The sequence below is a fragment of the Pseudomonas sp. W2Jun17 genome (assembly GCF_023127795.1).
Lineage (GTDB): Bacteria > Pseudomonadota > Gammaproteobacteria > Pseudomonadales > Pseudomonadaceae > Aquipseudomonas > Aquipseudomonas synxantha_A.
Map to the genome: position 1 here is coordinate 48,205 of NZ_SPKO01000008.1, position 22,650 is coordinate 70,854.

28 protein-coding genes and 1 tRNA gene are annotated in these 22,650 nt (G+C 57.4%); 9 read left to right on the forward strand and 20 right to left on the reverse strand.

Annotated features, from left to right (window positions below; all coding sequences use genetic code 11):
• From sctS to sctU, 3 genes are read left to right on the forward strand one after another with little or no spacing between them, the layout of a single operon-like run.
• Positions 1-264 carry a type III secretion system export apparatus subunit SctS gene (gene sctS, locus E4O98_RS06930; RefSeq protein ID WP_248134520.1) on the forward strand — a complete coding sequence of 88 codons (264 nt, stop codon included), beginning with the start codon at positions 1-3 and terminating at the stop codon, positions 262-264.
• A gap of 10 nt (positions 265-274) precedes the next feature.
• Positions 275-1,063 carry a type III secretion system export apparatus subunit SctT gene (sctT, locus tag E4O98_RS06935; RefSeq protein WP_248134522.1) on the forward strand — a complete coding sequence of 263 codons (789 nt, stop codon included), beginning with the start codon at positions 275-277 and terminating at the stop codon, positions 1,061-1,063.
• Positions 1,060-2,157, forward strand: a complete 1,098-nt coding sequence (gene sctU / locus E4O98_RS06940) for a type III secretion system export apparatus subunit SctU (RefSeq protein ID WP_032878016.1) — start codon at positions 1,060-1,062, stop codon at positions 2,155-2,157. Before sctT ends, sctU begins: the two co-directional genes overlap by 4 nt.
• Here sctU and E4O98_RS06945 read toward each other — a convergent pair whose 3' ends face one another.
• The 19 genes from E4O98_RS06945 to E4O98_RS07035 form a co-directional block, all read right to left on the reverse strand.
• Positions 2,158-2,523 carry a transcriptional regulator gene (locus tag E4O98_RS06945; protein WP_248134524.1) on the reverse strand — a complete coding sequence of 122 codons (366 nt, stop codon included), beginning with the start codon at positions 2,521-2,523 and terminating at the stop codon, positions 2,158-2,160.
• The gene (gene hrpT / locus E4O98_RS06950) at positions 2,520-2,723 is read right to left on the reverse strand and encodes an HrpT family type III secretion system protein (RefSeq protein WP_081883307.1); all 204 of its coding nucleotides are present in this window, start codon (positions 2,721-2,723) and stop codon (positions 2,520-2,522) included. Before hrpT ends, E4O98_RS06945 begins: the two co-directional genes overlap by 4 nt.
• Positions 2,720-4,846 (reverse strand): type III secretion system outer membrane ring subunit SctC, encoded by a 2,127-nt coding sequence (gene sctC / locus E4O98_RS06955; protein WP_032878014.1) that lies wholly within the window; start codon positions 4,844-4,846, stop codon positions 2,720-2,722. Before sctC ends, hrpT begins: the two co-directional genes overlap by 4 nt.
• Before the next feature lie 14 nt (positions 4,847-4,860).
• Positions 4,861-5,253, reverse strand: coding sequence for a type III secretion protein (locus E4O98_RS06960; protein ID WP_078820233.1), 393 nt, complete (start codon positions 5,251-5,253; stop codon positions 4,861-4,863).
• Positions 5,254-5,469 (reverse strand): hypothetical protein, encoded by a 216-nt coding sequence (locus tag E4O98_RS06965; protein ID WP_032878012.1) that lies wholly within the window; start codon positions 5,467-5,469, stop codon positions 5,254-5,256.
• An 88-nt stretch (positions 5,470-5,557) separates the two neighbouring features.
• Positions 5,558-6,151 (reverse strand): type III secretion system stator protein SctL, encoded by a 594-nt coding sequence (gene sctL, locus E4O98_RS06970; protein ID WP_032878011.1) that lies wholly within the window; start codon positions 6,149-6,151, stop codon positions 5,558-5,560.
• A complete protein-coding gene (locus tag E4O98_RS06975) occupies positions 6,129-6,710 on the reverse strand; it encodes a type III secretion protein (protein ID WP_228309320.1) in 582 nt (193 codons plus the stop codon). Before E4O98_RS06975 ends, sctL begins: the two co-directional genes overlap by 23 nt.
• Positions 6,711-6,723: 13 nt before the next feature.
• A complete protein-coding gene (gene sctJ, locus E4O98_RS06980; RefSeq protein WP_005784601.1) occupies positions 6,724-7,524 on the reverse strand; it encodes a type III secretion inner membrane ring lipoprotein SctJ in 801 nt (266 codons plus the stop codon).
• Positions 7,525-7,526: 2 nt separating this feature from the next.
• Entirely contained in the window at positions 7,527-7,898 is a 372-nt protein-coding gene (locus E4O98_RS06985) for a hypothetical protein (protein ID WP_032878008.1), read from the reverse strand.
• 118 nt (positions 7,899-8,016) lie between these two features.
• Entirely contained in the window at positions 8,017-8,214 is a 198-nt protein-coding gene (locus E4O98_RS06990; RefSeq protein ID WP_081883306.1) for a type III secretion protein, read from the reverse strand.
• Between the two features lie 241 nt (positions 8,215-8,455).
• Complete coding sequence (locus E4O98_RS06995) at positions 8,456-9,379, reverse strand: sigma 54-interacting transcriptional regulator (protein ID WP_032878007.1); 924 nt, start codon at positions 9,377-9,379, stop codon at positions 8,456-8,458.
• A gap of 323 nt (positions 9,380-9,702) precedes the next feature.
• Positions 9,703-10,803, reverse strand: coding sequence for a redox-regulated ATPase YchF (gene ychF, locus E4O98_RS07000; RefSeq protein ID WP_005784608.1), 1,101 nt, complete (start codon positions 10,801-10,803; stop codon positions 9,703-9,705).
• A 22-nt stretch (positions 10,804-10,825) separates the two neighbouring features.
• Positions 10,826-11,410, reverse strand: a complete 585-nt coding sequence (gene pth / locus E4O98_RS07005) for an aminoacyl-tRNA hydrolase (protein WP_005784610.1) — start codon at positions 11,408-11,410, stop codon at positions 10,826-10,828.
• Between the two features lie 167 nt (positions 11,411-11,577).
• A complete protein-coding gene (locus E4O98_RS07010) occupies positions 11,578-12,183 on the reverse strand; it encodes a 50S ribosomal protein L25/general stress protein Ctc (protein ID WP_005784612.1) in 606 nt (201 codons plus the stop codon).
• Positions 12,184-12,321: 138 nt separating this feature from the next.
• Entirely contained in the window at positions 12,322-13,263 is a 942-nt protein-coding gene (locus E4O98_RS07015; RefSeq protein ID WP_003208392.1) for a ribose-phosphate pyrophosphokinase, read from the reverse strand.
• Positions 13,264-13,309: 46 nt separating this feature from the next.
• Positions 13,310-13,384 (reverse strand) — tRNA-Gln (locus tag E4O98_RS07020).
• A 37-nt stretch (positions 13,385-13,421) separates the two neighbouring features.
• Entirely contained in the window at positions 13,422-14,270 is an 849-nt protein-coding gene (ispE, locus tag E4O98_RS07025; protein WP_032878006.1) for a 4-(cytidine 5'-diphospho)-2-C-methyl-D-erythritol kinase, read from the reverse strand.
• A 1-nt stretch (position 14,271) separates the two neighbouring features.
• Entirely contained in the window at positions 14,272-14,889 is a 618-nt protein-coding gene (lolB, locus tag E4O98_RS07030; RefSeq protein WP_032878005.1) for a lipoprotein insertase outer membrane protein LolB, read from the reverse strand.
• Positions 14,890-14,893: 4 nt separating this feature from the next.
• Positions 14,894-16,618: a tetratricopeptide repeat protein gene (locus tag E4O98_RS07035; protein WP_032878004.1), complete on the reverse strand. Its 1,725-nt coding sequence runs from the start codon at positions 16,616-16,618 to the stop codon at positions 14,894-14,896.
• 182 nt (positions 16,619-16,800) lie between these two features.
• Between E4O98_RS07035 and hemA the strand changes: the two genes are divergently transcribed.
• The 6 genes from hemA to E4O98_RS07065 all read left to right on the forward strand — a co-directional run bounded on the left by hemA (position 16,801) and on the right by E4O98_RS07065 (position 22,165).
• Positions 16,801-18,090 carry a glutamyl-tRNA reductase gene (hemA, locus tag E4O98_RS07040; protein ID WP_032878003.1) on the forward strand — a complete coding sequence of 430 codons (1,290 nt, stop codon included), beginning with the start codon at positions 16,801-16,803 and terminating at the stop codon, positions 18,088-18,090.
• Complete coding sequence (gene prfA, locus E4O98_RS07045; protein WP_032878002.1) at positions 18,087-19,169, forward strand: peptide chain release factor 1; 1,083 nt, start codon at positions 18,087-18,089, stop codon at positions 19,167-19,169. Before hemA ends, prfA begins: the two co-directional genes overlap by 4 nt.
• A complete protein-coding gene (gene prmC / locus E4O98_RS07050; protein WP_078820237.1) occupies positions 19,170-20,000 on the forward strand; it encodes a peptide chain release factor N(5)-glutamine methyltransferase in 831 nt (276 codons plus the stop codon).
• The gene (locus E4O98_RS07055; protein WP_148853432.1) at positions 19,994-20,749 is read left to right on the forward strand and encodes a molybdopterin-synthase adenylyltransferase MoeB; all 756 of its coding nucleotides are present in this window, start codon (positions 19,994-19,996) and stop codon (positions 20,747-20,749) included. The genes prmC and E4O98_RS07055 overlap by 7 nt, the downstream gene beginning before the upstream one ends.
• Positions 20,742-21,536 carry a glutamate racemase gene (gene murI, locus E4O98_RS07060; protein WP_032877999.1) on the forward strand — a complete coding sequence of 265 codons (795 nt, stop codon included), beginning with the start codon at positions 20,742-20,744 and terminating at the stop codon, positions 21,534-21,536. Before E4O98_RS07055 ends, murI begins: the two co-directional genes overlap by 8 nt.
• A gap of 110 nt (positions 21,537-21,646) precedes the next feature.
• A complete protein-coding gene (locus tag E4O98_RS07065) occupies positions 21,647-22,165 on the forward strand; it encodes an acyloxyacyl hydrolase (protein WP_005784623.1) in 519 nt (172 codons plus the stop codon).
• Between the two features lie 137 nt (positions 22,166-22,302).
• On the opposite strand, the gene E4O98_RS07070 is transcribed toward E4O98_RS07065, so the two are convergent.
• A complete protein-coding gene (locus E4O98_RS07070) occupies positions 22,303-22,608 on the reverse strand; it encodes a YkgJ family cysteine cluster protein (protein ID WP_032803249.1) in 306 nt (101 codons plus the stop codon).
• Positions 22,609-22,650: the final 42 nt, after the last annotated feature.

Here is a 22,650-nt window from a genome sequence, read left to right on the forward strand (position 1 = left end):
ATGGAACCTATCGTGCTGTTCAAGCAGGGCATATTGCTGGTGGTTGTACTGTCTGCACCGCCGCTGATCGTGGCGGTGGTGGTGGGGGTGCTGACCTCTTTGGTACAAGCGCTGATGCAGATCCAGGACCAGACATTACCCTTTGGTATCAAGCTAGTGGCGGTGGGTGTCACATTGATCCTCACGGGCCGATGGATTGGCGTGGAGTTGATCCAGCTGATCAACCTGACGTTTGAAATGATCGGCCGTTCGGCCCTGAACTAAGGCGTTGCCTGTGCTGCTTTATCTTGAGTATCTCCCCAGCCTGTTGATCGGCATGGCGCGTATCTACCCCTGTGGCATCCTGGTAGCGGCGTTTTGTTTTCAACATGTGCGCGGCCTGCCCCGGCACACCATCGTGATGGTCATGGCGTTGTTGCCCGCTCCAGGTATTCATGCTGCTTTGGCAGGGCAGGACTATTCAGCATTGATGCTCGGTGCGCTGATGCTCAAGGAGGTAGCGTTGGGGTTGCTGCTGGTGGTGTTGTTGGCGATGCCGTTCTGGATGTTCGAGTCGGTGGGAGCGCTGCTGGACAACCAGCGTGGAGCCTTGGCCGGTGGCCAACTTAACCCGTCACTGGGGCCGGACGCGACGCCGATCGGGCACATGTTCAAGCAACTGGCGATTTACTTGCTGATGGCCATGCTGGGGTTGGGCGCGCTCACCCAGGTGATCTGGGACAGTTACCTGATCTGGCCACCCACCGTGTGGTTTCCGCTTCCAGCAGCTAATGGCATGAGCGTATTTGTTGGGCTGCTCAGTGACACATTCATGCACATGATGCTTTATGCCGCGCCCTTTATTGCCGTGCTGTTGCTGTTGGAGTTCGGTATCGCGTTACTGGGGGTCTACAGCCAGCAATTGCAAGTGAGTACCTTGGCTCCGCCGGTCAAGTGCCTGGCGGGAATCGGTATTTTGTTGCTGTACTTCGCACTGTTACAGGATCTTATTGTCGGGCGTATGAGCCAGCTGGGTGACCTTAAGCACTACCTGGGGCTTTTGTTCAAGGTCTCGGCGCCGTGAGTGATTCGGGGGAAAAAAAGCATCCGGCGTCCGCCAAGAAGCTGCGTGACCAACGTAAGAAAGGTCAGGTTGCGCAGAGCCAGGATGTGAGCAAGCTGCTGGCGCTGACGGCTATCAGTGAGGTCGCTTTGTTCACTGCCGAAACCAGCTTGCAACGCTTTCAGCAACTGCTGGTGTTGCCGATATCACGCTTGGGCCAGCCGTTTGCGCGGGTGCTGGAAGAAGTGCTGGTGGAGGGCCTGGTGATGTTTTTCTCGTTCTCTCTGTTGATGGCCGGGCTTGCGATTGCCGCGAAGCTGATTGCCAGTTGGATGCAGTTCGGCCTGCTGTTCGCGCCGGACACGCTGAAGATGGATTTCAATCGCCTCAACCCTATCAGCCAGATCAAGCAGATGTTCTCTGCCCAGTCGTTAATGAATCTGCTGATGAGCATCGCCAAAGCGTTCCTACTGGGCCTGATTGTGTACGTGGTGGTCTGGCCCGCGTTGGGGGCGTTGATTAACCTTGCCAACAGCGACCTGCAGAGCTATCTGCTGGCGCTGATCGCGTTGTTCCGTCACCTGCTGCATGCCTGCCTGGGGCTGTTGCTGGTGTTGGCGCTGATCGATCTGACTTTGCAAAAGCACTTCTTCGCCAAGCGTATGCGCATGACACAGGTTGAGGTCGTCAAAGAGTACAAGGACATGGAGGGCGACCCGCATGTGAAAGGCCAGCGCCGCCAGTTGGCGCAGGAATTGGCGCAAGAGGAGCCGAAGGTCAAGCTGCCCAAGCTGGAAGAAGCCGACATGTTGGTGGTCAACCCGACGCACTTTGCAGTCGCGCTGTACTACCGCCCAGGCGAGACGCCTTTGCCCCTGCTGATCAGCAAGGGCACGGACGACGAAGCGCGAAAACTGATCGCGCGCGCAAAGGTCGCCGAGGTCCCGGTGATTCAATGTGTGTGGCTGGCCCGCACGATCTATACCAAGCAGCTGGGTGCAAGCATTCCTCGCGAGACCTTGCAGGCCGTAGCGTTGATCTACCGCACCTTGCGCGAGCTGGATGACGAAGCCAAGCGCGAAACGCTGGAATTGCCTGAGCTTGATCAGCGCTGATCAGCGACTGGAGCCTGGGTCCAGAGCGCTGAGATTGGCCAGCGAGAGCATCCTGCTGAGGATCCTGCCCGGATTGCAGTGGGAGGTGGGCAATGCGTGCCAGATCACCAAGGCGCCCTGGGTATCGAGATAGATAAAACAGCCATCAAACACCTGTGCCTGCTCAAAGCGGCGCTGCAATACGCGTTGTAGTTGCCCGGCTTGCAACGCTTCGCGAATGATGTGCAAGGCCAGTCCAGGGTAATTACCCGCGTTGAGCGCGCGCACCTCGATGCCGCGAGTGAGAACCTGGTGAGTGGCAGCGCCGCTCACCAGGTTCTCCAGAAATACCTGGCGTGGTTCGTCGGGTATTTCCTTGATGCTCATCGTTCCAGCGATATCGTCTGGTAATCCGCTCGCTCCCCGGAAGGGCCGGGCTCGACGCGCATGTGAGATGGCCACCAGATCACCATCTTTTGTGCGGTCGATTGGGGACGTGAGCAGGAGTCGCCTTTGCACGTGGGGGTGCAAGCGCTGACAAGCAGCGCCGTACCGATCAGAGTGACGCACAACAATTGATGTTTCATGGGCGGACCTTTTGAGATGGCGTAATCAAGGTGGGGCGCGGTACGCTGAGGTGTTCATCCTTCACCACCGGACGCATGGCAATAAATACCTCGGCTTCCTCTCCCGGTTTCAACCAGGCGTGTGGCCACACGGTGACGGCAAGCGTTTGCGAGTTGCTGCATTCTTTTTCATCGATGCGCACATTGCGGTTGAACTGGTTGCGTAGTACTACGACTGCAACGTTGTACTCAGGGCCTGCATACCATTGGCTGCGCTCGGTACTCAGTGCGAGCAGGTCGCGGGTGCTGCACAGCGTGTTCAACCCCACGGGCATTGGCGCCAACTTGAAGGCCTTGGGCACTTGCCCAGTCACCAGGTGCGCCAGGGTACTGATCACGTCGCTACGCTTGATCACCGGCTGGTGAGGGGCGTTACGCCTGGCCAGCGGTGCCAGCGCCGCCTGCAATTGGGCCTGATCTGCCTGGGGTAAATAGCGAGACGGATCGGCCTGGTCGCCGATGACGCGCGGCGTGATGATAAACAGGCGTTCCCGCCGATTGTTCTGCCTTTCGCTGGAAGAGAACAGCGCCTTGCCCAGCAACGGGATATCACCCAGCAGTGGCACCTTGCTTTGCCTGTCGGTGCTTTCCGTGACGTGGAAGCCGCCTACAACCATAGAGCGCTTTTCCGCCATGACGGCCTGGGTGCTGACGTTACCGCGGCGAACATCCAGGTCCCTGAGGTTACGGTTGGGGTTGGATTCGTCGAACGTGCCGTCCTCGATATCCACGACCAAGTGAATCTGATGGCTGCCGCGGCTGGTGATGACGCGGGGTATGACCTGAACGCTGGTCCCCACGGTGACCGGCAAGATGGTTGCGTTCTGCCGACCAGGTGTCAGGTATTGAGTGCGGTTGAAGTCGATCACCGCCGGCTGGTTTTCCAGGGTGAGCACGGACGGGTTGGAAACCATCGTCGCCAGCCCCTTGGCTTCCAGGGCGCGTATGTCGGCATAGAAACGTTCGCGATTCTCAAGCGACAACTGTTGGGATGACGAACCTGCACGGAACCGGCTGTTCTGAAACCCCCAGTTCACGCCGAACTCATCCAACTGCGTACGCTCGATATCCAGAATGATCGTGTCGATCTCCACCAGTTTGCGCGCCACATCGAGTTGAGCGATCAACTCGCGGTACATGGCCTGGCGCTCTGGCAGGTCATAGATCAGGACTGCGTTATTGCGAATGTCGGCTTCGACGCGAATCCGGCTGCTGGGTATCGGTGCACGCGGGGGGAGTGTGGCGCCAATATCCAATGGCATGGTGTTGCTGTTTGTACCGAGTATCTGCCCCAGCATGGGATTGCTCAAGCGGGGAACATTCGGCGCAATAGGCGAGGGCTGTGAGGAAGGGCGCTGGCTCAGCACCGAGGAGATCGGATTTGAACGGGGCTCCAGCAGCCCTTGCACAATGCTGGAAACACCGGCAATGGTCAGCTTCTGGCCGCGGTAATCCACTTGACGATCAGCGGCATTGGCGAACTTCAGCGGGAAGCTCAGCACCGTCTGTTTTTCATCCACGGTGCGGCGTTGGCTGCTGAACTGCTTGATTTGTTCGATATAGCGCCGAGGCCCGGAGACGAGCACGACGCCATCCTCGGGCAACTCACCCCAGCCGAAGCGACTATCGAGCAGGCCAATATCAGTGAGCGCCTGCTTGAGGTCGGCAATGGTCTCAGAGGAAACCTCCAGGCGCGCGGACTCCTGCTGGTCCAGGGTGCTGATGTAGAGTGTGTTGTTGTACAGATACCATTGGAAGCGATGTTCTACTCCCAGCCGGTCGAGCAAGGATTGTGGGGTATTGGCGCGTATCTTGCCGTTGACGGTGCCCTCCAGCAGGCCCTCGATTTGCAGTTGCGTACCGAAGGTTTGGGCGAAGTCGTCGAGCACGTCCCGGACTGGCTTATGCTCGGCTTCATAAGCGTAGGCGGTGTTCTTCCATTCGGCGGGGATCGCCGCCACCGCGCTTTGAGTTGAAACCAGCAGCCAGGAAAACAGGAACACATTCCGCCAATGGGCTCTTTTGAATGAAGCATCAGGCGAGTCAAGGCACAAGCGGCCGCCCTTATGGGTCTTGTTAGGCATAGACAGTTCTCTGATTAGTACGCGCGTGAACGTAGCGGGGTGGGTTTGAGGTTTTGGGCTGGACGAGCAAGACGCGCAACGATGGCGCGCCATGTGTCACGTTGGTTCAGCAGGGTCTCGAGGCAATTCAGTACGTGGGCTTCACCACGGTCGGTGCGCAGACTTTGAATCAGCCATAGCGCACCTGTGTCAGCTTTTTGAGCCAATGCACCCTGAAAATGGTTCAAGCTGGCAGCACCCAGGCGCAGCCAGCCTTGCAAGGCTGAGTTATCTGTCACCGCTGAGGTCAGTTGAACACCCAATAAAACGGCGTCGCCCTGACGTCGCAAGGTGACTTCGTCGTCACCTTCAAATATGGCGATTTTTTCCTCCCTGCCGCTCAACCAGTCACCCACGAGCGCTTTCATTTACTGAAAACTTTCAATGGTTGTTTTGAGCATCTGATTGACTGTTTTACCGTGCTCACTATAAAGCGCAAAGGTGACCTCTCTGCGCGTTACTAAATTGTGAAACCGCTCGCTGTCTTCGGCCGCCAGGCTTTCTTCAAAACCGGACTTGAACTCTTTGTATGTAGAAGTTTTATTTCTGGCAATCGAATGAGTCAGCTCTTTGAAAAAATCCATGATTTCCCTCTGATAGCTATGTTGATGGGTGAATTTAAACAGTTAGTTCTGAGTGGAGAATATAAATAAAGTCTCTGTGCTCGTAGGATTAGATCTCGATCGAGTACTCTTTGCCCTGGTTGAAAAAAGTGTCGAGCATGGCATTCCAGCTGATACGGAAGTCCCCCTCATCTGTTTTCAATACGAGTGTTTGAGGATGAACCGTGTCGTCGGCGTTTAACTTCCAGAATCTGCTCTTGTGACGGGCAAGGCCCTGTCTTATCTCCTCAAGATCATGGGGATGACAGAGCAACGTCGCACTGACTTCCTGAACTTGGCTATCCAGCAATTGTTTCAACAGCGCTGCGAGCCGTTGCGGGGCAGTTGTCTCGTCGAGCAGACAGCGAATGGCTTGGTTGGTGATGGCGGTCGCGTAGTGTTCAAGGTTGTCGCACATCGATTGACGGTCGCGTTCCCATTGTTTGAGTTGAGCATCGGCGCGTTGCCAGATTTCCAGTGAGGCTTGTTCAAGCATGGCCTCGCATTTTTTTTCGGTCATACGTATCAATTCGTCGGCCTGGGCATTGGCGTGGCTCAAGAGATGGTTGGCCTGTTCCCAATTGGCTAGCTCTTCGCGCGGGATAAGGTTGGCTCGCGTACCGGACGCGTCCTTGCGTAACTCAATAGTATGTCGGCATAACATCGCTGCTTTCCTCATCCTTGCGAGACAGGGGCATGTTGTCGCTCGCCATGCTTGCGACGCGCCAGACGACGGCCTGCCAGAGGGTGTTCAATCGGCTGCTCGCACTTTCGAGTGGGGCGTCTGCTGTTTCAGCCTCGCTCACACGTGTACGGGGGAAACGCAATCGAAGGCGCTGCCAGGTAGCGGGCTCAACCCAGCTATGAAGTAGTCGCAGCGGATCGGAATGTGGGGGCAGCATGGAAGGGTGCAGCGCCATGGAGAGGCGCATGCACCACTCATGATGATCTTCACTCAAGGGTGATGCTGCCTGGGGATTGAACGTGTGGTTGGCCAATGCCAGCGCCAGGTTGAGTTGGTCCGTGGAGGCCAGGGCCAACCGAAGCACAGTGGCATGAGGTGCAGCCGGCAAGCAGGCGACAAAACCCGTAAGGTCTTCTGGCGCTGACCGACCGCTATAAAAAAGCCTTTCAATCGCACGATACTTGTCGCCTCTCCAGTCTTCGTGGGCCTGTTTCCAGGGAAAAGCCCACCATTGAGCCCAGGCCAGTTGCTCACGCATCAGATGATCGGGTCTAGGTGCCATGCGTTGGCCCCGTTGAGTTTCCTGTAAGCGCGGGCTCCAGATGAGGACGCTTGCGCCGCGCTTGCAGGAAGATCATGGCTGCCACGGCCGAAGCCAGACCGAGCAGCAAGATCATGATGCTGGCTCGCCAGAATCCGAGATCGTCGCCGGGCACCAGGAAGGGGCCGAAATACACCAGGCGTTGTTGTTCCTGATAAGTGGAGGCCGGTACAAACACCACGGTGAGTTTTTGCGGGTTATCCACTGCGGTGGTCATCCCCGGGATACTGCTCGCCACCATTCTGCGGACCCGGGCGCGAATGTTGTCGGGGTCCAGGCGTGGATCATGCTTGATGAATACGGAAGCGGATGCGGGTTGGACCGGCTCTCCTGGCGCTATGCGTTCAGGCAATACCACATGCACACGTGCGACGATCACACCGTCGATCTTGGATAACGTGGTTTCAAGCTCTTGAGATAAGGCATAGATGTAGCGGGCACGCTCTTCCAGAGGGGTGGAAATTACCCCTTCCTTGCGAAAGGTATCCCCCATAGTGGTCCGGGCGAGCCGGGGAAGGCCGGCGGCTTCCAAGGTACGTACGGCGCGCCCGATGTCGCTTGTATTAACCGTTACGACGACCCCGTCTTTGGCCGGTACCTTTTGCGCACGAATATGTTTATCAGCCAATTCGGCTACAACCTCATTGGCTTCTTGTTCGGACAGTTGGCGATGCAGTTCTACCCGGTCACCACATCCGCTCAATATAAAAGTCATACTCAAAACTAAAGCGACAAGCAGAGAGTTATTCATGCTCAAGACTGCATGTTGCTGATCTTGTCAATGCACTGCGTTGTCTTGGCAAGACATTTCACCATCAGTTGTGTTGTAAGTTGCGCGTTATGTAACTCGCGTGGGTAATTTCCTATGGCCTCAACATCAATCCCCTTTTTGGTTGAGCGGATTATTTTTGCGAAGCCATCTCTTGAGTTGCTCAGGTGCTTTGATGCTTCTGTCAAAAGGAGTGAGCCTTCAGGCTTGGCAGAGATTGTGCTTGTGGGATGGGAACCTTCGAACAGTGACGTGAAAAAACTGACGTCCGTACCGCCTGCCGATTGTTCCTGTGGCTTACGGTCGTGTTCGGTATTGCTGCTTTTCTGTGAAAAGCGGTCGTTTATTATTTGCATGGAGTGTCTACTCATTCAGGGTGGACAGCGGCTCTAGAGCACTAAAATGGTCTGTCGGGCCGGTTGGATGATTACCTTTCGGGCTGCAAAGCCTGAAAGGTAATCGATCACCTCGCGATTATTGGCCTGAGCCCGACCGGATCAGTGCTTGAATATTTTTTACTTCAGCACTCTTCCAGCCATTTTTTATTGCATCAGCCTTCATTTTCTCGAAGATAGCTTCGGCTGAGCCCTCGTTCGCGCCTCCAACTCCATCCATACTCCCTGAATATGTCTGCGGTATAGAGCCTGTACCACTTCCTGCGCCAACATTCATATAGAAATCCTACTATGAGTTTTTTGGGTCTTTATTTTTCCATCGGTCAAATCACGGCAGCATCTACGTGTTACAGAGATTTGCTTCTGGCAACAACTGTGTGGCCCGTATTAGTAATGCGTTCCAGATGTTTCCAGGTCGCGATGTAACTAATTGTTTTCTTGAGTGGTTGTTTGATCAGGTCTTTGGCGATACAGGGTTTTTATGGCCTACTTGTTAGCTGTGAGAGGAATGATTGAGCTTATGCCAGTGATATCTTCAAGTGTTTCATCCTGTAATACAGCGTGCGCTTAGCGACCCCCAGTTCAATTGCTACGGTATCTACACAGTGGTGGTGGCGGTACATGGATTCTTCAATCAATGCTTTTTCAATTTGTTGGAGGCGTGTCTTCAGGTCCGTCTGAAGTGGTTGCTGTCTGCATGCGGGAGTTGAGAGCGGCGGGAGGCCCAAGACGAACCGTTTCGCCGTCGAACGTAGTTCGCGCACATTACCCAGCCAGGAGTGACAGAGCAGTTGATGCAGCAGGCTGTCAGGAGGCGATGGGGCACTGCATTTGAACTGCTCCGCTTCTTCCTGAACCATTTCCAGAAACAACGGGATGATGCGTTCGCGCCGATCTCGCAGGGCGGGGAGCTCGATGTTGACCACATTCAAACGAAAGTAGAGGTCACGCCTGAAGGCGCCTTGTTCGACCATGATTTGCAGCGACTGCTGGGCTGATGCGATGACGCGCATGTCCACGGAGATCAGCCGAGTCGAGCCCAGGCGTTCCACCCCACGGCACTCCAGCACGCGCAGGAGCTTGGCTTGCAGGTTCAGGGGCATGCTGTCGATCTCATCCAGGTATAGGGTACCCAGGTGGGCTGCTTCGACGAATCCAGCCCTTGATTGTATTGCCCCGGTATAAGCCCCGCTGTTGACACCGAACAACTGGCTTTCCGCGAGGCTTTCTGGGATTGCCGCACAGTTCACGGCAACAAAATTACCGCGTCGCCCCGATAAACGATGAATCCGCTGTGCAAGAGTGTCTTTTCCGGTGCCGGTTTCTCCCAGCAACAGAATGTCAACGTTGAGCGCGGCAGTGTTGTTAAGCGTGGTTTCAATTTCCGGACCTTCGATGAGTGAAACGTCTGTTTTATTATCCTTCTGGACGTAGGTCGACATGAATTGATACTCCCTGTTCGCTATTACTTCACTGTTGCAAATACGGTGTGCAAGCGCCATTTCAGTAGAGCGTAGATTATAAAAGTTGTCACTCGGTGTAGAGAGGTTTAAGCGGAGGAGTGATGTAGGAAAATGATGGTAAGTTAAGGCTTGTTGGTCGCAGGAATAAGTGCGGGGTTAATCGGTCGATTGGTAAGTAGGAATATTCTGAGAGTCTGTTTTTTTTGGGGATACAAGTCTTTTTTCATAAGCGCTCGCCCACAAAAAAGCCGATGCAATGCATCGGCTTTTTCTGGTCCCGCAGTCAATACCGCGGGTTGTACTTACACGTTAAAACGGAAGTGCATTACATCGCCATCCTTGACGACGTATTCCTTGCCTTCCAGGCGCCATTTACCGGCTTCCTTGGTGCCGGCTTCACCCTTGTACTGAATGAAGTCGTTGTAGGCGATCACTTCGGCGCGGATGAAGCCCTTTTCGAAGTCGGTGTGGATCACGCCGGCAGCTTGTGGCGCGGTAGCGCCAACCTTGACGGTCCAGGCGCGAACTTCTTCGACACCGGCGGTGAAGTAGGTCTGCAGGTTGAGCATCTCGTAGCCGGCGCGGATCACACGGTTCAGGCCAGGCTCTTCAAGGCCCAGGGCCTCAAGAAACATATCTTTTTCTTCGCCGTCATCGAGCTCGGCGATTTCAGCTTCGATCTTGTTGCATACCGGAACAACAATGGCGCCTTCTTCCTCGGCAATGGCCTTGACCACGTCGAGCAGCGGGTTGTTCTCGAAGCCGTCTTCGGCGACGTTGGCGATGTACATCACAGGCTTGGTGGTCAGCAGGTGGAAGCCCTTGATCACAGCCTTCTCGTCGGTGCCCATGCTCTTCATCAGGCTGCGTGCCGGCTTGCCTTCGGTGAAGTGAGCGATCAACTGCTCCAGCAGGCCTTTCTGGACCACTGCGTCCTTGTCTCCGCCTTTGGCGTTACGCGCGACTTTCTGCAGTTGCTTTTCGCAGCTGTCGAGGTCGGCGAAGATCAGTTCCAGGTCAATGATTTCGATGTCGCGCTTGGGGTCGACGCTGTTGGAGACGTGGATCACGTTCTCGTCTTCAAAGCAGCGGACCACATGGGCAATGGCATCGGTTTCACGGATGTTGGCCAGGAACTTGTTGCCCAGGCCTTCGCCTTTGGATGCGCCAGCGACCAGGCCCGCGATGTCGACGAATTCCATGGTGGTCGGCAGGATGCGCTTGGGGTTGACGATCGCTGCCAGTGCCTCCAGGCGTGGGTCCGGCATCGGCACGATGCCGCTGTTGGGTTCGATGGTGCAGAAGGGGAAGTTCTCCGCCGCAATACCGGACTTGGTCAGGGCGTTGAACAGGGTGGATTTGCCGACGTTGGGCAGGCCGACGATGCCGCAATTGAATCCCATGGTGTTTCCCCTCGGGTAAAAGTCAGGCCTTCTGGCTGTGCAGGTTTTTCATCGCGCGGTTCCATTCACCGGCGAAGATATCCGGCAGCACGCCGAGGGCAAAATCGATGCTGGCATCGAGTTTTTCCTGTTCGGCGCGTGGCGCACGACCCAGGACGAAATTTGAAACCATACTGGCAACGCCTGGGTGGCCAATGCCGAGCCGCAGACGGTAAAAGGTATTCTGATTGCCCAGCTGCGCGATGATGTCGCGCAGGCCATTGTGCCCGCCGTGTCCGCCGCCTTGCTTGAGCTTGGCAACGCCGGGTGGCAGGTCCAGTTCGTCATGGGCCACCAGGATTTCTTCGGGTTTGATCCGGAAGAAGCCCGCAAGCGCCGCGACAGCCTGGCCGCTGCGGTTCATGTAGGTGGTGGGAATCAGTAGACGAATATCCTGACCCTGGTGCGAAAAGCGCCCGGTCAGGCCGAAATATTTGCGATCGGCCACAAGGTTGATGCCTTGGGCATGGGCGATGCGCTCAACAAAAAGGGCCCCCGCGTTATGCCGGGTCTGTTCGTATTCGGCGCCTGGATTTCCCAGGCCAACGATCAGTTTAATGGCAGTCACGACAGGGGCCCTTCCTTTGGAGTTGTGGATAACATCGCTACACCAGCGTGCGGCGAAAGTGGACGACAGGAGCTCACTTATCCAGAGATAAACTTCGCGTTGTTGCCCGCTTTCTCGCTACGTTTCGGTCCGCGATGTTCCCTCAAGCTCCTTCGTTGCAGAGTGTATTACTCGGCAGCGGTTTCGCCGGCTTCATCTTCTGCTACAACACGTGGCGCGTGGACGTTGGCAACAGCCTTGTCGTCGTTGTGAGCCAGTGCAACGAACTCAACGCCTTTAGGGGCCTTGAGGTCGGACAGGTGGATGATGGTGCCGATTTCAGCAGCCGACAGGTCGACTTCGATGAACTCAGGCAGGTCTTTCGGCAGGCAGCTTACTTCCAGCTCGGTAGTGGTGTGAGAAACAACGCCACCTTTCTTGACTGGAGCTTCTTCGCCAACAAAGTGCACAGGCACGATAGCGGTCAGTTTCTGACCAGCTACGACGCGTACGAAGTCAGCGTGCAGTACGTGGCCCTTGGAAGGGTGGCGCTGCAGGGCCTTGATGATAACGTTCTGCTTTTTGCCGCCAACGTTCAGTTCGATAACGTGGCTGTAGGCAGCGTCGTTTTCGAGCAGTTTGGCAACTTCTTTGGCCAGCATGCTGATGGATTCAGGGGCTTTGTCGCCACCGTAAACTACAGCTGGAACCAGGCTTGCGAGACGACGCAGGCGGCGGCTCGCACCTTTCCCCAGGTCGGAACGCACTTCAGCATTCAGAGTAAAATCGTTCATGTTGTATCTCCAAAATAACCACATTCGCCCCAGCGTTTGCGACCAGCGCTAAAGGCGATATGGGCAAAAAAGCCCCGCCCCAACAGTATGTTGGGGCGGGGCGCTTTTCGTCAGTGAGGTGCTCCGAAGGTTTGACCCTTAACGGAACATCGCGCTGATCGATTCTTCATTGCTGATGCGGCGAACCGCTTCGGCAACTACCGGTGCGATATCCAGTTGACGGATACGCGAACAGGCTTGAGCAGCAGCGGACAACGGGATGGTGTTAGTCACCACCAGTTCGTCCAGCATGGAGTTCTCGATGTTCTCGATCGCTCGGCCCGACAGCACAGGGTGTGTGCAGTAGGCGAAGACTTTTGCAGCACCGTGCTCTTTCAGGGCTTTCGCCGCGTGGCACAGGGTGCCGGCGGTGTCGACCATGTCATCAACCAGAATACAGGTACGCCCTTCGACATCACCGATGATATGCATCACTTCAGAGTGATTGGCTTTTTCACGGCGTTTATCGATGATCCCGAGGTCCACGCCCAGGGATTTGGCAACGGCCCGTGCACGCACGACGCCACCAATGTCCGGGGACACGATCATCAGGTTTTCAAAGCGCTGGTCTTCGATGTCATCCACCAGAACGGGGGAGCCGTAGATGTTATCTACCGGAATATCGAAGAAACCCTGGATTTGGTCAGCGTGCAGGTCAACCGTGAGAACACGGTCGATGCCTACCACGGTCAGCATGTCAGCAACGACTTTCGCGCTGATAGCCACACGTGCGGAACGCGGACGGCGATCCTGACGGGCATAACCAAAGTAAGGGATTACAGCTGTGATTCGAGTCGCTGAGGAGCGGCGGAAGGCATCAGCCATCACGACGAGTTCCATCAGGTTATCGTTGGTCGGAGCGCAGGTCGGCTGAATAATGAAGACGTCTTTACCGCGGACATTTTCATTGATCTCGGCTGTAATTTCGCCGTCGGAAAACTTACCGACAGAGATGTCACCGAGAGGGATATGCAGCTGACGTACGACACGTCGAGCCAGATCGGGGTTGGCATTCCCCGTAAAGACCATCATCTTGGACACGCGCAGTACCTAGAGGCTGAGGGTAACCTGGATGAGTATTAGAAAATGGCAGGGGCGGCTGGATTCGAACCAACGCATGGCAGGATCAAAACCTGCTGCCTTACCGCTTGGCGACGCCCCTGTATCTGTTGCAACGAGTGCCTAACACTCGATTCCTTTTAGAGCAGACTTTGCAGCTTGCGATGCAACATCGAAACGTTGCTTCCCTTTGCTACAAACCCTGTAAGGGTCTCTGTAAGAAGGGCCGAGACTTTATCAGCTTCAGCTTTGCTTGGGAAGCCCCCAAACACACAACTTCCAGTTCCGGTTAATTTTGCTTCGGTAAATTTACCTAACAAATTCAAAGCGTTACGTACCTCTGGATAACGCCTTGCTACAACCGGTAAGCAGTCATTTCGACTGTTTCCCTTGGGAACGGGGCGCACTTTAATGGGAGAAGAGTTACGTGTCAACAACGGATCTGAAAAAATTTCTGCTGTACTTACAGATACTTGCGGCACAAGCACGACATACCAAGGTTCTTCGGGCTCTACAGGGGTAAGTTTCTCCCCTACGCCCTCAGCAAACGCGGCGTGGCCGCGCACGAAAACCGGGACGTCCGCGCCCAGCGTCAGGCCCAGCACAGCCAGGCGATCGTGGTCCCAGCCCAGTTGCCACAAGTGGTTCAGCCCCAGCAACGTCGTTGCAGCATTCGAGCTCCCGCCCCCGATACCTCCGCCCATGGGCAGGATTTTGTCGATCCAGATATCTATCCCGAGCGGGCAGCCGGATTGTTGCTGAAGTTTTTTCGCCGCCTTCACGATCAGATTGCTGTCGTGGGGCACGCCTTCGAATTCGGTGTGCAGCTGGATCACGCCATCGTCGCGTACGGCGAAGGTCAGCTCATCGCCATAGTCGAGGAACTGAAAGAGGGTCTGCAGCTCGTGATAGCCATCTTCACGGCGACCAAGAATATGCAGCATCAGATTGAGTTTCGCAGGCGAGGGCAGGGTCAGGCGTTCTGTCACGTTATTGCCCCAACTTGCGCGGTTGCCAGTCCTTGATCACCAACGTGACATCAAGGTCGGTGCCGTGCAGCTTGATGCGCTCGGGCAGCCAATAACCGTTCTGTTGCACGTAGCTCAGGTACTCCACCTGCCAGCCGTCCTGCTCCAGGGAGGCAAGGCGACTGTCGCCATTGAGGCTCAGGCGACTTTTGCTCTCGGGCGCCGGAAGACCGCGCACCCACCAGACCAAATGCGAGACAGGCAGCTTCCAGCCGATCTGCTGCTCCAGCAGTTCCTCCGGGGAGGTCGCTTCATAGCGGCCCTGGTTGGCCACTTCCAGGCTCACCTGCCCCGGCCGGCCCGTCAGGCGAGCCGCCCCCCGGCCCAGCGGGCCCGAGAGGCGAATGTCGTAATAATCCTGGCGTTGCAGCCAGAACAGGGTGCCGCTGCCGGAATCTTTCGGCGCGCGAACCCCGACCTTGCCCTCGATCTGCCAGCCGTCGATGCTGCTGAGCTGATCCTTGTGTTGTTGCCATTGCGCCGGGTTGCCCTGGCCTTCAACGGATTCACGGGTGCCTACGCCCGCGCAACCGGCGAGCAGGGCGATAAAACTGAAAACGATAATGTGGCGCAAGAACATAAGCTTAAAGGGTCTCGGATCCGGTCAGGCGCTTGATGGTGCCGCGCAGGATTGGGCTTTCGGGTTGTTCCTTGAGGAATTTTTCCCAGATTTGTCGTGCTTCGCGTTGCTTGCCCTTGGCCCAGAGCACTTCGCCCAGGTGCGCGGCAACTTCTTGATCGGGAAACCGCTCCAGTGCCTGGCGCAGCAAGCGCTCGGCCTCGTCGAGGTTGCCCAGGCGGTAATTCACCCAACCCAGGCTGTCGAGTACAGCCGGGTCTTCAGGGTTGAGCGCATGGGCCTGTTCGATCAGTACCTTGGCTTCGGCGTAACGCGTGGTGCGGTCGGACAAGGTATAACCCAAGGCGTTGAGTGCCATGGCGTTATCCGGGTCGCGCTTGATGATCAGGCGCAGGTCCTTTTCCAGTTGGGCCAGGTCATCGCGTTTTTCTGCCTGCATGGCGCGGGTGTACAGCAGGTTCAAATCGTCGGGATATTGCAACAAAGCTTGTTGCAGCAGCTTCCAGGCGCGTTCGCCCTGCTTGTTGGCCGATAAGGTCTCGGCCTGGATCAAGTACAGCTGGATGGCGTAGTCCGGCTCGGCATCGCGGGCCGCCGCCAGGCGTTTTTCCGCTTCGTCGGTACGGCCATTGCTCATCAGGATGTCGGCCTGGCGCAACTGGGCGGGCAGGTAGTCATTGCCGGGGCCGACCTGGGCGTACTCGAGCAGGGCGGCCTGCGGGTCGTTGCGTTCTTCAGCGATGCGGCCCAGGTTCAGGTGCGCCGAGTCGACATGGCTGTCACGTTCAATCAACTGTTCCAGGTAGCCCTTGGCCTCATCCCAGGCTTTGGCTTCCAGGCACACCAGGGCCAGCGAATAGCGCAGTTCGTCGTCGTCGGGGTATTGCTGGACCAGGTTGGCGAACTGCACTTTGGCGTCTTCCATGCGGTCCTGCTCAACCAGCATTCGCGCATAAGTCAGGCGCAGGCGCTTGTCGTCCGGGTATTTCTTGATGCTTTTTTCCAGCAGAGGAATCGCTTCCTTGCCGCGGTTGAGGTTCTGCAGCAGGCGTGCTCGCAGCAGGATCGGCGCGATCTCGCCGTCTTCCGGCGGGTTCTGCTCAAGCAATTTGAGTGCGGCGTCGGCTTCGTCATCCTGTTGCAACAGCAAGGCTTTGCCGAAAATCAACTGGCTGTTCTTCGGATGCTTTTGCAGCAGGCGGTCGAAGCTCTTCATCAGGCCATTGCGGGTGTCCTGATCGGTGTCGGCGGCCGACAGTGCCAGGAAGTCGAAATGCGTGTCGCCCTTGCCCTGCAGGACTTTCTCCATATAGACCATAGAGTCGTCATAGCGGCCCGCGCGCGCCAGTTGCACGGCGGCGGCGCGCTGGGCTTCCAGATCATCGGGGGCATTTTTTGCCCAGATCAGCGACGTATCCAGCGCAGCCTGGTCGGCGCCCAGGTATTCGGCGATGCGAAACGCACGCTCGGAAATGCCCGGATCCTGGGTGTTGATGGCCTGGGTCACGTAATTATCCAGCGCAATATCGAAACGATTACGCTGGCCGGCCAGTTCCGCGGTCAGCAGGCTGTAGATCGTTTCTTCACTGAACGAGGAATAAACCTTGGGCTTTTCAGGGGCGGGGGAGGTGTCTTCTACCGGCGGCGTAGCCTCCGGCGACACGGGTGCCATGGCCTGGCAGCCGCTGAGAAAGACAAAAGCAAGGAGCAACGCGGAAGATCTATTCATATAGGAAGAGGACGACTAACCTGCGGTCGGATCATCATGACACAAGCCTTCGGCCAAACATAACCGAGTCTCAGTGGAGGCCTTTATAGGCATAACGCATTAGGACAATAGACGACGGTGGTTGTTCTGGATCTTTCGAAGTAGGACAATTGTCGGCTTCCCGACATCATCAGCGATATTGAATGGCCTTCCTCGCACTCGGTATTAACCACAAGACTGCCTCCGTAGACGTGCGCGAGCGCGTGGCGTTTACGCCAGAGCAGTTGGTTGAGGCCTTGCAGCAGCTCTGCCGGCTCACCGACAGCCGCGAAGCTGCGATCCTTTCGACCTGCAATCGCAGCGAGCTCTATATAGAGCAGGAACATCTTTCAGCGGATGTGGTACTGCGCTGGCTGGCCGATTATCACCATTTGAGCCTCGATGACCTGCGCGCCAGTGCCTATGTGCATGAAGAGGATGCGGCAGTTCGTCACATGATGCGTGTGGCGGCCGGTCTCGACTCGCTGGTGTTGGGCGAACCGCAAATTCTTGGCCAGATGAAGTCTGCCTATGCCGTAGCGCGTGAGGCCGGCACGGTCGGCCCGCTGCTGGGGCGCCTGTTCCAGGCCACCTTCAATTCGGCCAAGCAGGTGCGTACCGACACGGCTATCGGCGAAAACCCGGTGTCGGTGGCCTTTGCCGCTGTCAGCCTAGCCAAGCAGATTTTCAGCGACTTGCAGCGCAGCCAGGCGCTGCTGATCGGTGCCGGTGAAACCATTACCCTGGTAGCCCGGCACCTGCACGATTTAGGCGTGAAGCGCATCGTTGTCGCCAACCGCACGCTCGAACGGGCGAGTATCCTCGCCGAACAGTTCGGTGCCCATGCCGTGCTGTTGTCAGACATTCCGGCTGAACTGGTACGCAGTGATATCGTTATCAGCTCCACCGCCAGTCAGTTGCCGATCCTCGGCAAAGGTGCGGTCGAGAGCGCGTTGAAACTGCGCAAGCACAAGCCGATCTTCATGGTGGATATCGCCGTTCCCCGGGATATCGAACCCGAAGTCGGCGAGTTGGACGACGTTTACCTCTATAGCGTCGACGATCTGCATGAAGTGGTCGCCGAGAACCTCAAGAGCCGCCAGGGTGCCGCCCAGGCCGCTGAGGAGATGGTCAGCACCGGTGCTGAAGATTTCATGGTGCGCCTGCGTGAATTGGCGGCGGTGGATGTGCTCAAGGCGTATCGTCAGCAGGGCGAACGCCTGCGTGATGAAGAGTTGCTCAAGGCCCAGCGTCTGCTCGCCAACGGCAGCAGCGCCGAAGAGGTGCTGATGCAATTGGCCCGTGGCCTGACCAACAAACTGCTCCATGCACCCAGCGTTCAGTTGAAAAAGCTTACCGCCGAAGGCCGCCTCGATGCGCTGGCCATGGCTCAGGAACTCTTTGCCCTCGGTGAGGGCGCGTCAGACAGCTCTTCGGATAAAAAACCGCAATGAAAGCGTCACTGCTCAATAAACTGGACGTGCTCCAGGACCGTTTCGAAGAACTGACCGCCTTGCTCGGCGACGGCGAGGTCATTTCTGATCAGGCCAAGTTTCGCGCTTATTCCAAGGAGTACGCCGAAGTTGAGCCGATTGTAGCCACCTACAAACATCTCACCAAAGTGCAGGCTGACCTCGAAGGCGCTCAGGCGCTGCTCAAGGACAATGACCCGGACATGCGTGAAATGGCCGTGGAAGAAGTCCGCGAGGCCAAGGAAAAACTCGCCGAACTGGAAGGCGACCTGCAACGCATGTTGCTGCCCAAGGACCCTAATGACGGGCGCAACGTGTTCCTCGAAATCCGCGCCGGTACCGGTGGCGACGAGGCGGCGATTTTCTCCGGCGACCTGTTCCGCATGTATTCGCGCTACGCCGAACGACGCGGCTGGCGGGTCGAGATCCTGTCCGAGAACGAAGGTGAACACGGTGGCTATAAAGAAGTCATTGCTCGGGTCGAAGGTGACAACGTCTACGGCAAGCTGAAGTTCGAATCCGGCGCCCACCGTGTGCAGCGTGTCCCTGCGACTGAGTCCCAGGGCCGTATCCATACCTCGGCGTGCACCGTAGCGGTGTTGCCTGAGCCGGACGAGCAGGAGGCCATCGAGATCAACCCCGCGGACTTGCGTGTCGACACCTACCGCTCGTCGGGCGCCGGTGGCCAGCACGTCAACAAGACCGACTCGGCGATTCGGATTACCCACTTGCCGTCGGGCATCGTGGTGGAATGCCAGGAAGAGCGTTCCCAGCACAAGAACCGGGCGCGGGCCATGTCCTGGCTGTCGGCCAAATTGAACGACCAGCAAACCAGCGCCGCCGCAAACGCGATTGCCAGCGAGCGTAAGCTGCTGGTGGGCTCGGGCGATCGCTCCGAGCGCATCCGAACCTACAACTTTGCCCAAGGCCGGGTAACCGACCATCGTGTCAATCTCACCCTTTATTCCCTGGACGAGATTCTCGCTGGTGGCGTGGATGCGGTGATCGAGCCGTTGCTCGCCGAATATCAGGCGGATCAACTGGCCGCGATAGGTGAATAAATGACCATCATAGCCAGCCTGCTGCGCGCGGCCGACCTGCCCGATTCGCCCACTGCGCGCCTGGATGTGGAACTGCTGCTGGCCGCCGCCCTGGGCAAGTCCCGCAGCTACCTGCACACCTGGCCGGAAAAGATCGTCAGCAGCGAAGACGCCCTGACCTTTGCCGACTACCTGCAGCGCCGCCGCAGCGGCGAGCCGGTGGCCTATATCCTCGGCCAGCAAGGCTTCTGGAAGCTGGATCTGGAAGTCGCGCCGCACACGCTGATTCCGCGTCCGGAAACCGAATTGCTGGTGGAGGCCGCTCTGGAACTGCTGCCTGCTACCCCGGCCAAAGTCCTGGACCTGGGCACCGGCAGTGGCGCCATTGCCTTGGCGTTGGCCAGCGAACGCCCGGCCTGGCAAGTCACCGCCGTTGATCGCGTGCTCGAAGCGGTGGCCCTGGCCGAGCGCAACCGCCAGCGTCTGCACCTCAATAACGCGACGGTGCTGAACAGCCATTGGTTCAGCGCCCTGCAAGGCGATCGCTTTGACTTGATCATCAGCAACCCGCCCTACATTGCCGACAACGATCCGCATCTGGTGGCGGGGGATGTTCGGTTTGAACCGGCGAGCGCCCTGGTGGCCGGGCCTGATGGCCTGGACGATTTGCGCCTGATCATCGATCAATCACCGGCCCATCTGAATGCCGGTGGCTGGCTGTTGCTTGAGCACGGCTACGACCAGGCCTTGGCTGTGCGTGACTTGTTGCTGAGCCAAGGCTTTGAAGGCGTACACAGTCGTATCGATCTTGGCGGTCACGAACGCATCACCCTGGGGCACCGACCGTGCTGACCGATCAGGAGCTGTTGCGTTATAGCCGGCAGATTCTGTTGCAGCATGTCGACATCGAAGGGCAGTTGCGCCTGAAACAGAGCCGCGCGTTGATCGTCGGCCTCGGTGGCCTGGGCGCTCCGGTTGCGCTCTACCTCGCCGCTGCCGGTGTAGGTGAGCTGCACCTGGCGGATTTTGACACGGTCGATTTGACCAACCTGCAACGTCAGATCATCCATGACACCCACAGCGTAGGGCAGACCAAGGTAGATTCGGCCATGCGTCGGCTGAGCGCGATCAACCCTGAAATCACCCTGACCGCCCATCGCGTGGCGCTGGATGCTGACTCGCTGGTCTCTGCAATCGGCGCGGTGGATGTGGTGCTCGATTGCAGCGACAACTTCTCTACCCGCGAAGCGGTGAATGCGGCCTGCGTCGTGGCGGGCAAGCCATTGATCAGTGGCGCGGCCATTCGCCTTGAGGGGCAATTGTCGGTGTTCGACCCGCGTCGCGCCGACAGCCCGTGCTATCACTGTTTATACGGGCACGGCAGCGACACCGAACTGACCTGCAGCGAAGCCGGTGTGGTCGGGCCGTTGGTGGGGCTGGTCGGTAGCCTGCAAGCGCTGGAAGCCTTGAAGCTGTTGGCAGGTTTCGGTGAGCCGCTGGTGGGTCGCCTGTTGCTGATCGACGCCTTGACCACGCGTTTTCGCGAATTGCGCGTCAAGCGCGACCCGGGTTGCAGCGTGTGTGGAACCCTGCATGGTTAAGGGCGCGCCCATCGGTGTGTTCGACTCCGGCGTCGGCGGCCTGACGGTGCTGGAAGAAATCCAGCAGTTATTGCCCCATGAATCGCTGCTGTATGTGGCCGACTGCGGGCATATCCCCTATGGTGAGAAAACGCCCACTTTCATCCTTGAGCGTTCTCGAACCGTCGCCGAGTTTTTCCGCGAGCGCGGTGCCAAGGCATTTGTTATCGCGTGTAACACCGCAACGGTCGCCGCCGTTGCCGATTTGCGCCAGGACTACCCAGATTGGCCCTTGGTCGGCATGGAGCCTGCGGTCAAGCCCGCTGCTGCCGCTACCCGCAGCGGCGTGGTGGGTGTGCTCGCCACCACCGGGACGCTGCAAAGCGCCAAATTCGCGGCCTTGCTCGACCGCTTCGCCACTGATGTACGAGTGGTGACCCAACCCTGTCCGGGCCTGGTGGAGCTGATTGAAGCCGGTGACCTGAACAGCCCGGCTTTGCACATACTGTTGCAGGGCTATATCGAGCCACTGCTCAGCGCCGGTTGCGACACCATCATCCTGGGTTGCACCCACTATCCCTTCCTCAAGCCGCTCCTGGCGCAGATGCTGCCCCCCAGTATTATCCTGATCGACACCGGCGCCGCCGTGGCGCGCCAGCTCAAGCGTTTGCTGGATGAGCGCGACCTGCTGGCAGCTGGCAATCCCGACACTGCACAGTTCTGGACCAGCGGCGATCTGACCCACCTAAGAAATATCCTACCGACACTTTGGAAACATCCCGGAGTTGTGCGAAGCTTTGGCTCGTGAAAATTTCGTGAAATGGTGCTGATAAAAGCTGAACTTCCGGCTCTACGTCAGCTTCTATAGCCAGTTAGCCTGTTTAAAACTATATAACTTCGTTCGGAAGGATGTTTCTTATGAAGCGCTTGTTCTGTTTGGCTGCGATTGCGGCCGCTGTGTTGGGACACTCTGTTTCAGCCCAGGCCGCCGGCCTGGAGTTCGGGTTGGGGAGTACCAGTGATTCGACGTTGACCTATCGACTGGGCCTGACTTCGGATTGGGATAAAAGCTGGATGCAAAGCGATGTTGGCCGTCTGACCGGCTACTGGAGCGGCGCCTACACGTATTGGGAAGGTGATGACCGGGCAGGTGCCAGCAGCCTGTCGTTCTCGCCGGTGTTTGTGTATGAGTTTGCCGGCCAGTCGGTCAAGCCCTACATCGAAGCCGGTATCGGCGTGGCGGTGTTCTCCCGTACCCGGCTGGAAGACAACAACATCGGCCAAGCCTTTCAGTTCGAAGACCGCCTGGGTTTCGGCCTGCGGTTTACCGGTGGGCATGAAGTGGGCATTCGCGCCACGCACTATTCCAACGCCGGCATCAGCAGCAATAACGATGGGGTAGAGAGCTACTCGTTGCACTACACCATGCCGTTGTAATTCAACAACAACGAAGCCCCCCCTGTGGGAGCGGGCTTGCTCGCGAAGGCGGTGTATCAGCTAGCACATGCATAGACTGACCCACCGCCTTCGCGAGCAAGCCTGCTCCCACATTTAGATCTTTGCTCATCGCAGGATCAGCGGTAGACCGTCGCGATGCCTTCCCGCTCTTCAAGACACTCCGGCGCACCCATCTCAAACTCCCGGCAAATCAGCGGGCGAAGCGCGTAAATCGTGCACATCATCGTGTCCCGGTCCAGCGCGGCGCACCAGCCGTCGTCCAGGCGCAGCATCACTTCGCCGCCCCACTCATCGGTATCGATAAAGCGCTGCGGCACGCCGGTGTCGGTGATCAGCATGACTTCCAGCTGACAGCAGCAGGCCGCGCACGTCGAGCAGGTGACGGCCGGTTCAGTGATTTGGATATGGGGGATGTTGGTCATAGCCGCGCAGTGTAAGGCAAGTGCGTTAAGCGTGTATGAATG

Excerpts from the sequence above, each read along its gene's own strand:
- sctS (WP_248134520.1), top strand. The coding sequence starts at position 1 with ATGGAACCTATCGTGCTGTTCAAGCAGGGCATATTGCTGGTGGTTGTA.
- E4O98_RS06945 (WP_248134524.1), bottom strand. The coding sequence starts at position 2,523 with ATGAGCATCAAGGAAATACCCGACGAACCACGCCAGGTATTTCTGGAG.
- hrpT (WP_081883307.1), bottom strand. The coding sequence starts at position 2,723 with ATGAAACATCAATTGTTGTGCGTCACTCTGATCGGTACGGCGCTGCTT.
- sctC (WP_032878014.1), bottom strand. The coding sequence starts at position 4,846 with ATGCCTAACAAGACCCATAAGGGCGGCCGCTTGTGCCTTGACTCGCCT.
- E4O98_RS06960 (WP_078820233.1), bottom strand. The coding sequence starts at position 5,253 with ATGAAAGCGCTCGTGGGTGACTGGTTGAGCGGCAGGGAGGAAAAAATC.
- E4O98_RS06965 (WP_032878012.1), bottom strand. The coding sequence starts at position 5,469 with ATGGATTTTTTCAAAGAGCTGACTCATTCGATTGCCAGAAATAAAACT.
- sctL (WP_032878011.1), bottom strand. The coding sequence starts at position 6,151 with ATGTTATGCCGACATACTATTGAGTTACGCAAGGACGCGTCCGGTACG.
- E4O98_RS06975 (WP_228309320.1), bottom strand. The coding sequence starts at position 6,710 with ATGCGTGAGCAACTGGCCTGGGCTCAATGGTGGGCTTTTCCCTGGAAA.
- sctJ (WP_005784601.1), bottom strand. The coding sequence starts at position 7,524 with ATGAATAACTCTCTGCTTGTCGCTTTAGTTTTGAGTATGACTTTTATA.
- E4O98_RS06985 (WP_032878008.1), bottom strand. The coding sequence starts at position 7,898 with ATGCAAATAATAAACGACCGCTTTTCACAGAAAAGCAGCAATACCGAA.
- E4O98_RS06990 (WP_081883306.1), bottom strand. The coding sequence starts at position 8,214 with ATGAATGTTGGCGCAGGAAGTGGTACAGGCTCTATACCGCAGACATAT.
- E4O98_RS06995 (WP_032878007.1), bottom strand. The coding sequence starts at position 9,379 with ATGTCGACCTACGTCCAGAAGGATAATAAAACAGACGTTTCACTCATC.
- ychF (WP_005784608.1), bottom strand. The coding sequence starts at position 10,803 with ATGGGATTCAATTGCGGCATCGTCGGCCTGCCCAACGTCGGCAAATCC.
- E4O98_RS07010 (WP_005784612.1), bottom strand. The coding sequence starts at position 12,183 with ATGAACGATTTTACTCTGAATGCTGAAGTGCGTTCCGACCTGGGGAAA.
- lolB (WP_032878005.1), bottom strand. The coding sequence starts at position 14,889 with ATGTTCTTGCGCCACATTATCGTTTTCAGTTTTATCGCCCTGCTCGCC.
- E4O98_RS07035 (WP_032878004.1), bottom strand. The coding sequence starts at position 16,618 with ATGAATAGATCTTCCGCGTTGCTCCTTGCTTTTGTCTTTCTCAGCGGC.
- hemA (WP_032878003.1), top strand. The coding sequence starts at position 16,801 with ATGGCCTTCCTCGCACTCGGTATTAACCACAAGACTGCCTCCGTAGAC.
- prfA (WP_032878002.1), top strand. The coding sequence starts at position 18,087 with ATGAAAGCGTCACTGCTCAATAAACTGGACGTGCTCCAGGACCGTTTC.
- prmC (WP_078820237.1), top strand. The coding sequence starts at position 19,170 with ATGACCATCATAGCCAGCCTGCTGCGCGCGGCCGACCTGCCCGATTCG.
- murI (WP_032877999.1), top strand. The coding sequence starts at position 20,742 with ATGGTTAAGGGCGCGCCCATCGGTGTGTTCGACTCCGGCGTCGGCGGC.
- E4O98_RS07065 (WP_005784623.1), top strand. The coding sequence starts at position 21,647 with ATGAAGCGCTTGTTCTGTTTGGCTGCGATTGCGGCCGCTGTGTTGGGA.
- E4O98_RS07070 (WP_032803249.1), bottom strand. The coding sequence starts at position 22,608 with ATGACCAACATCCCCCATATCCAAATCACTGAACCGGCCGTCACCTGC.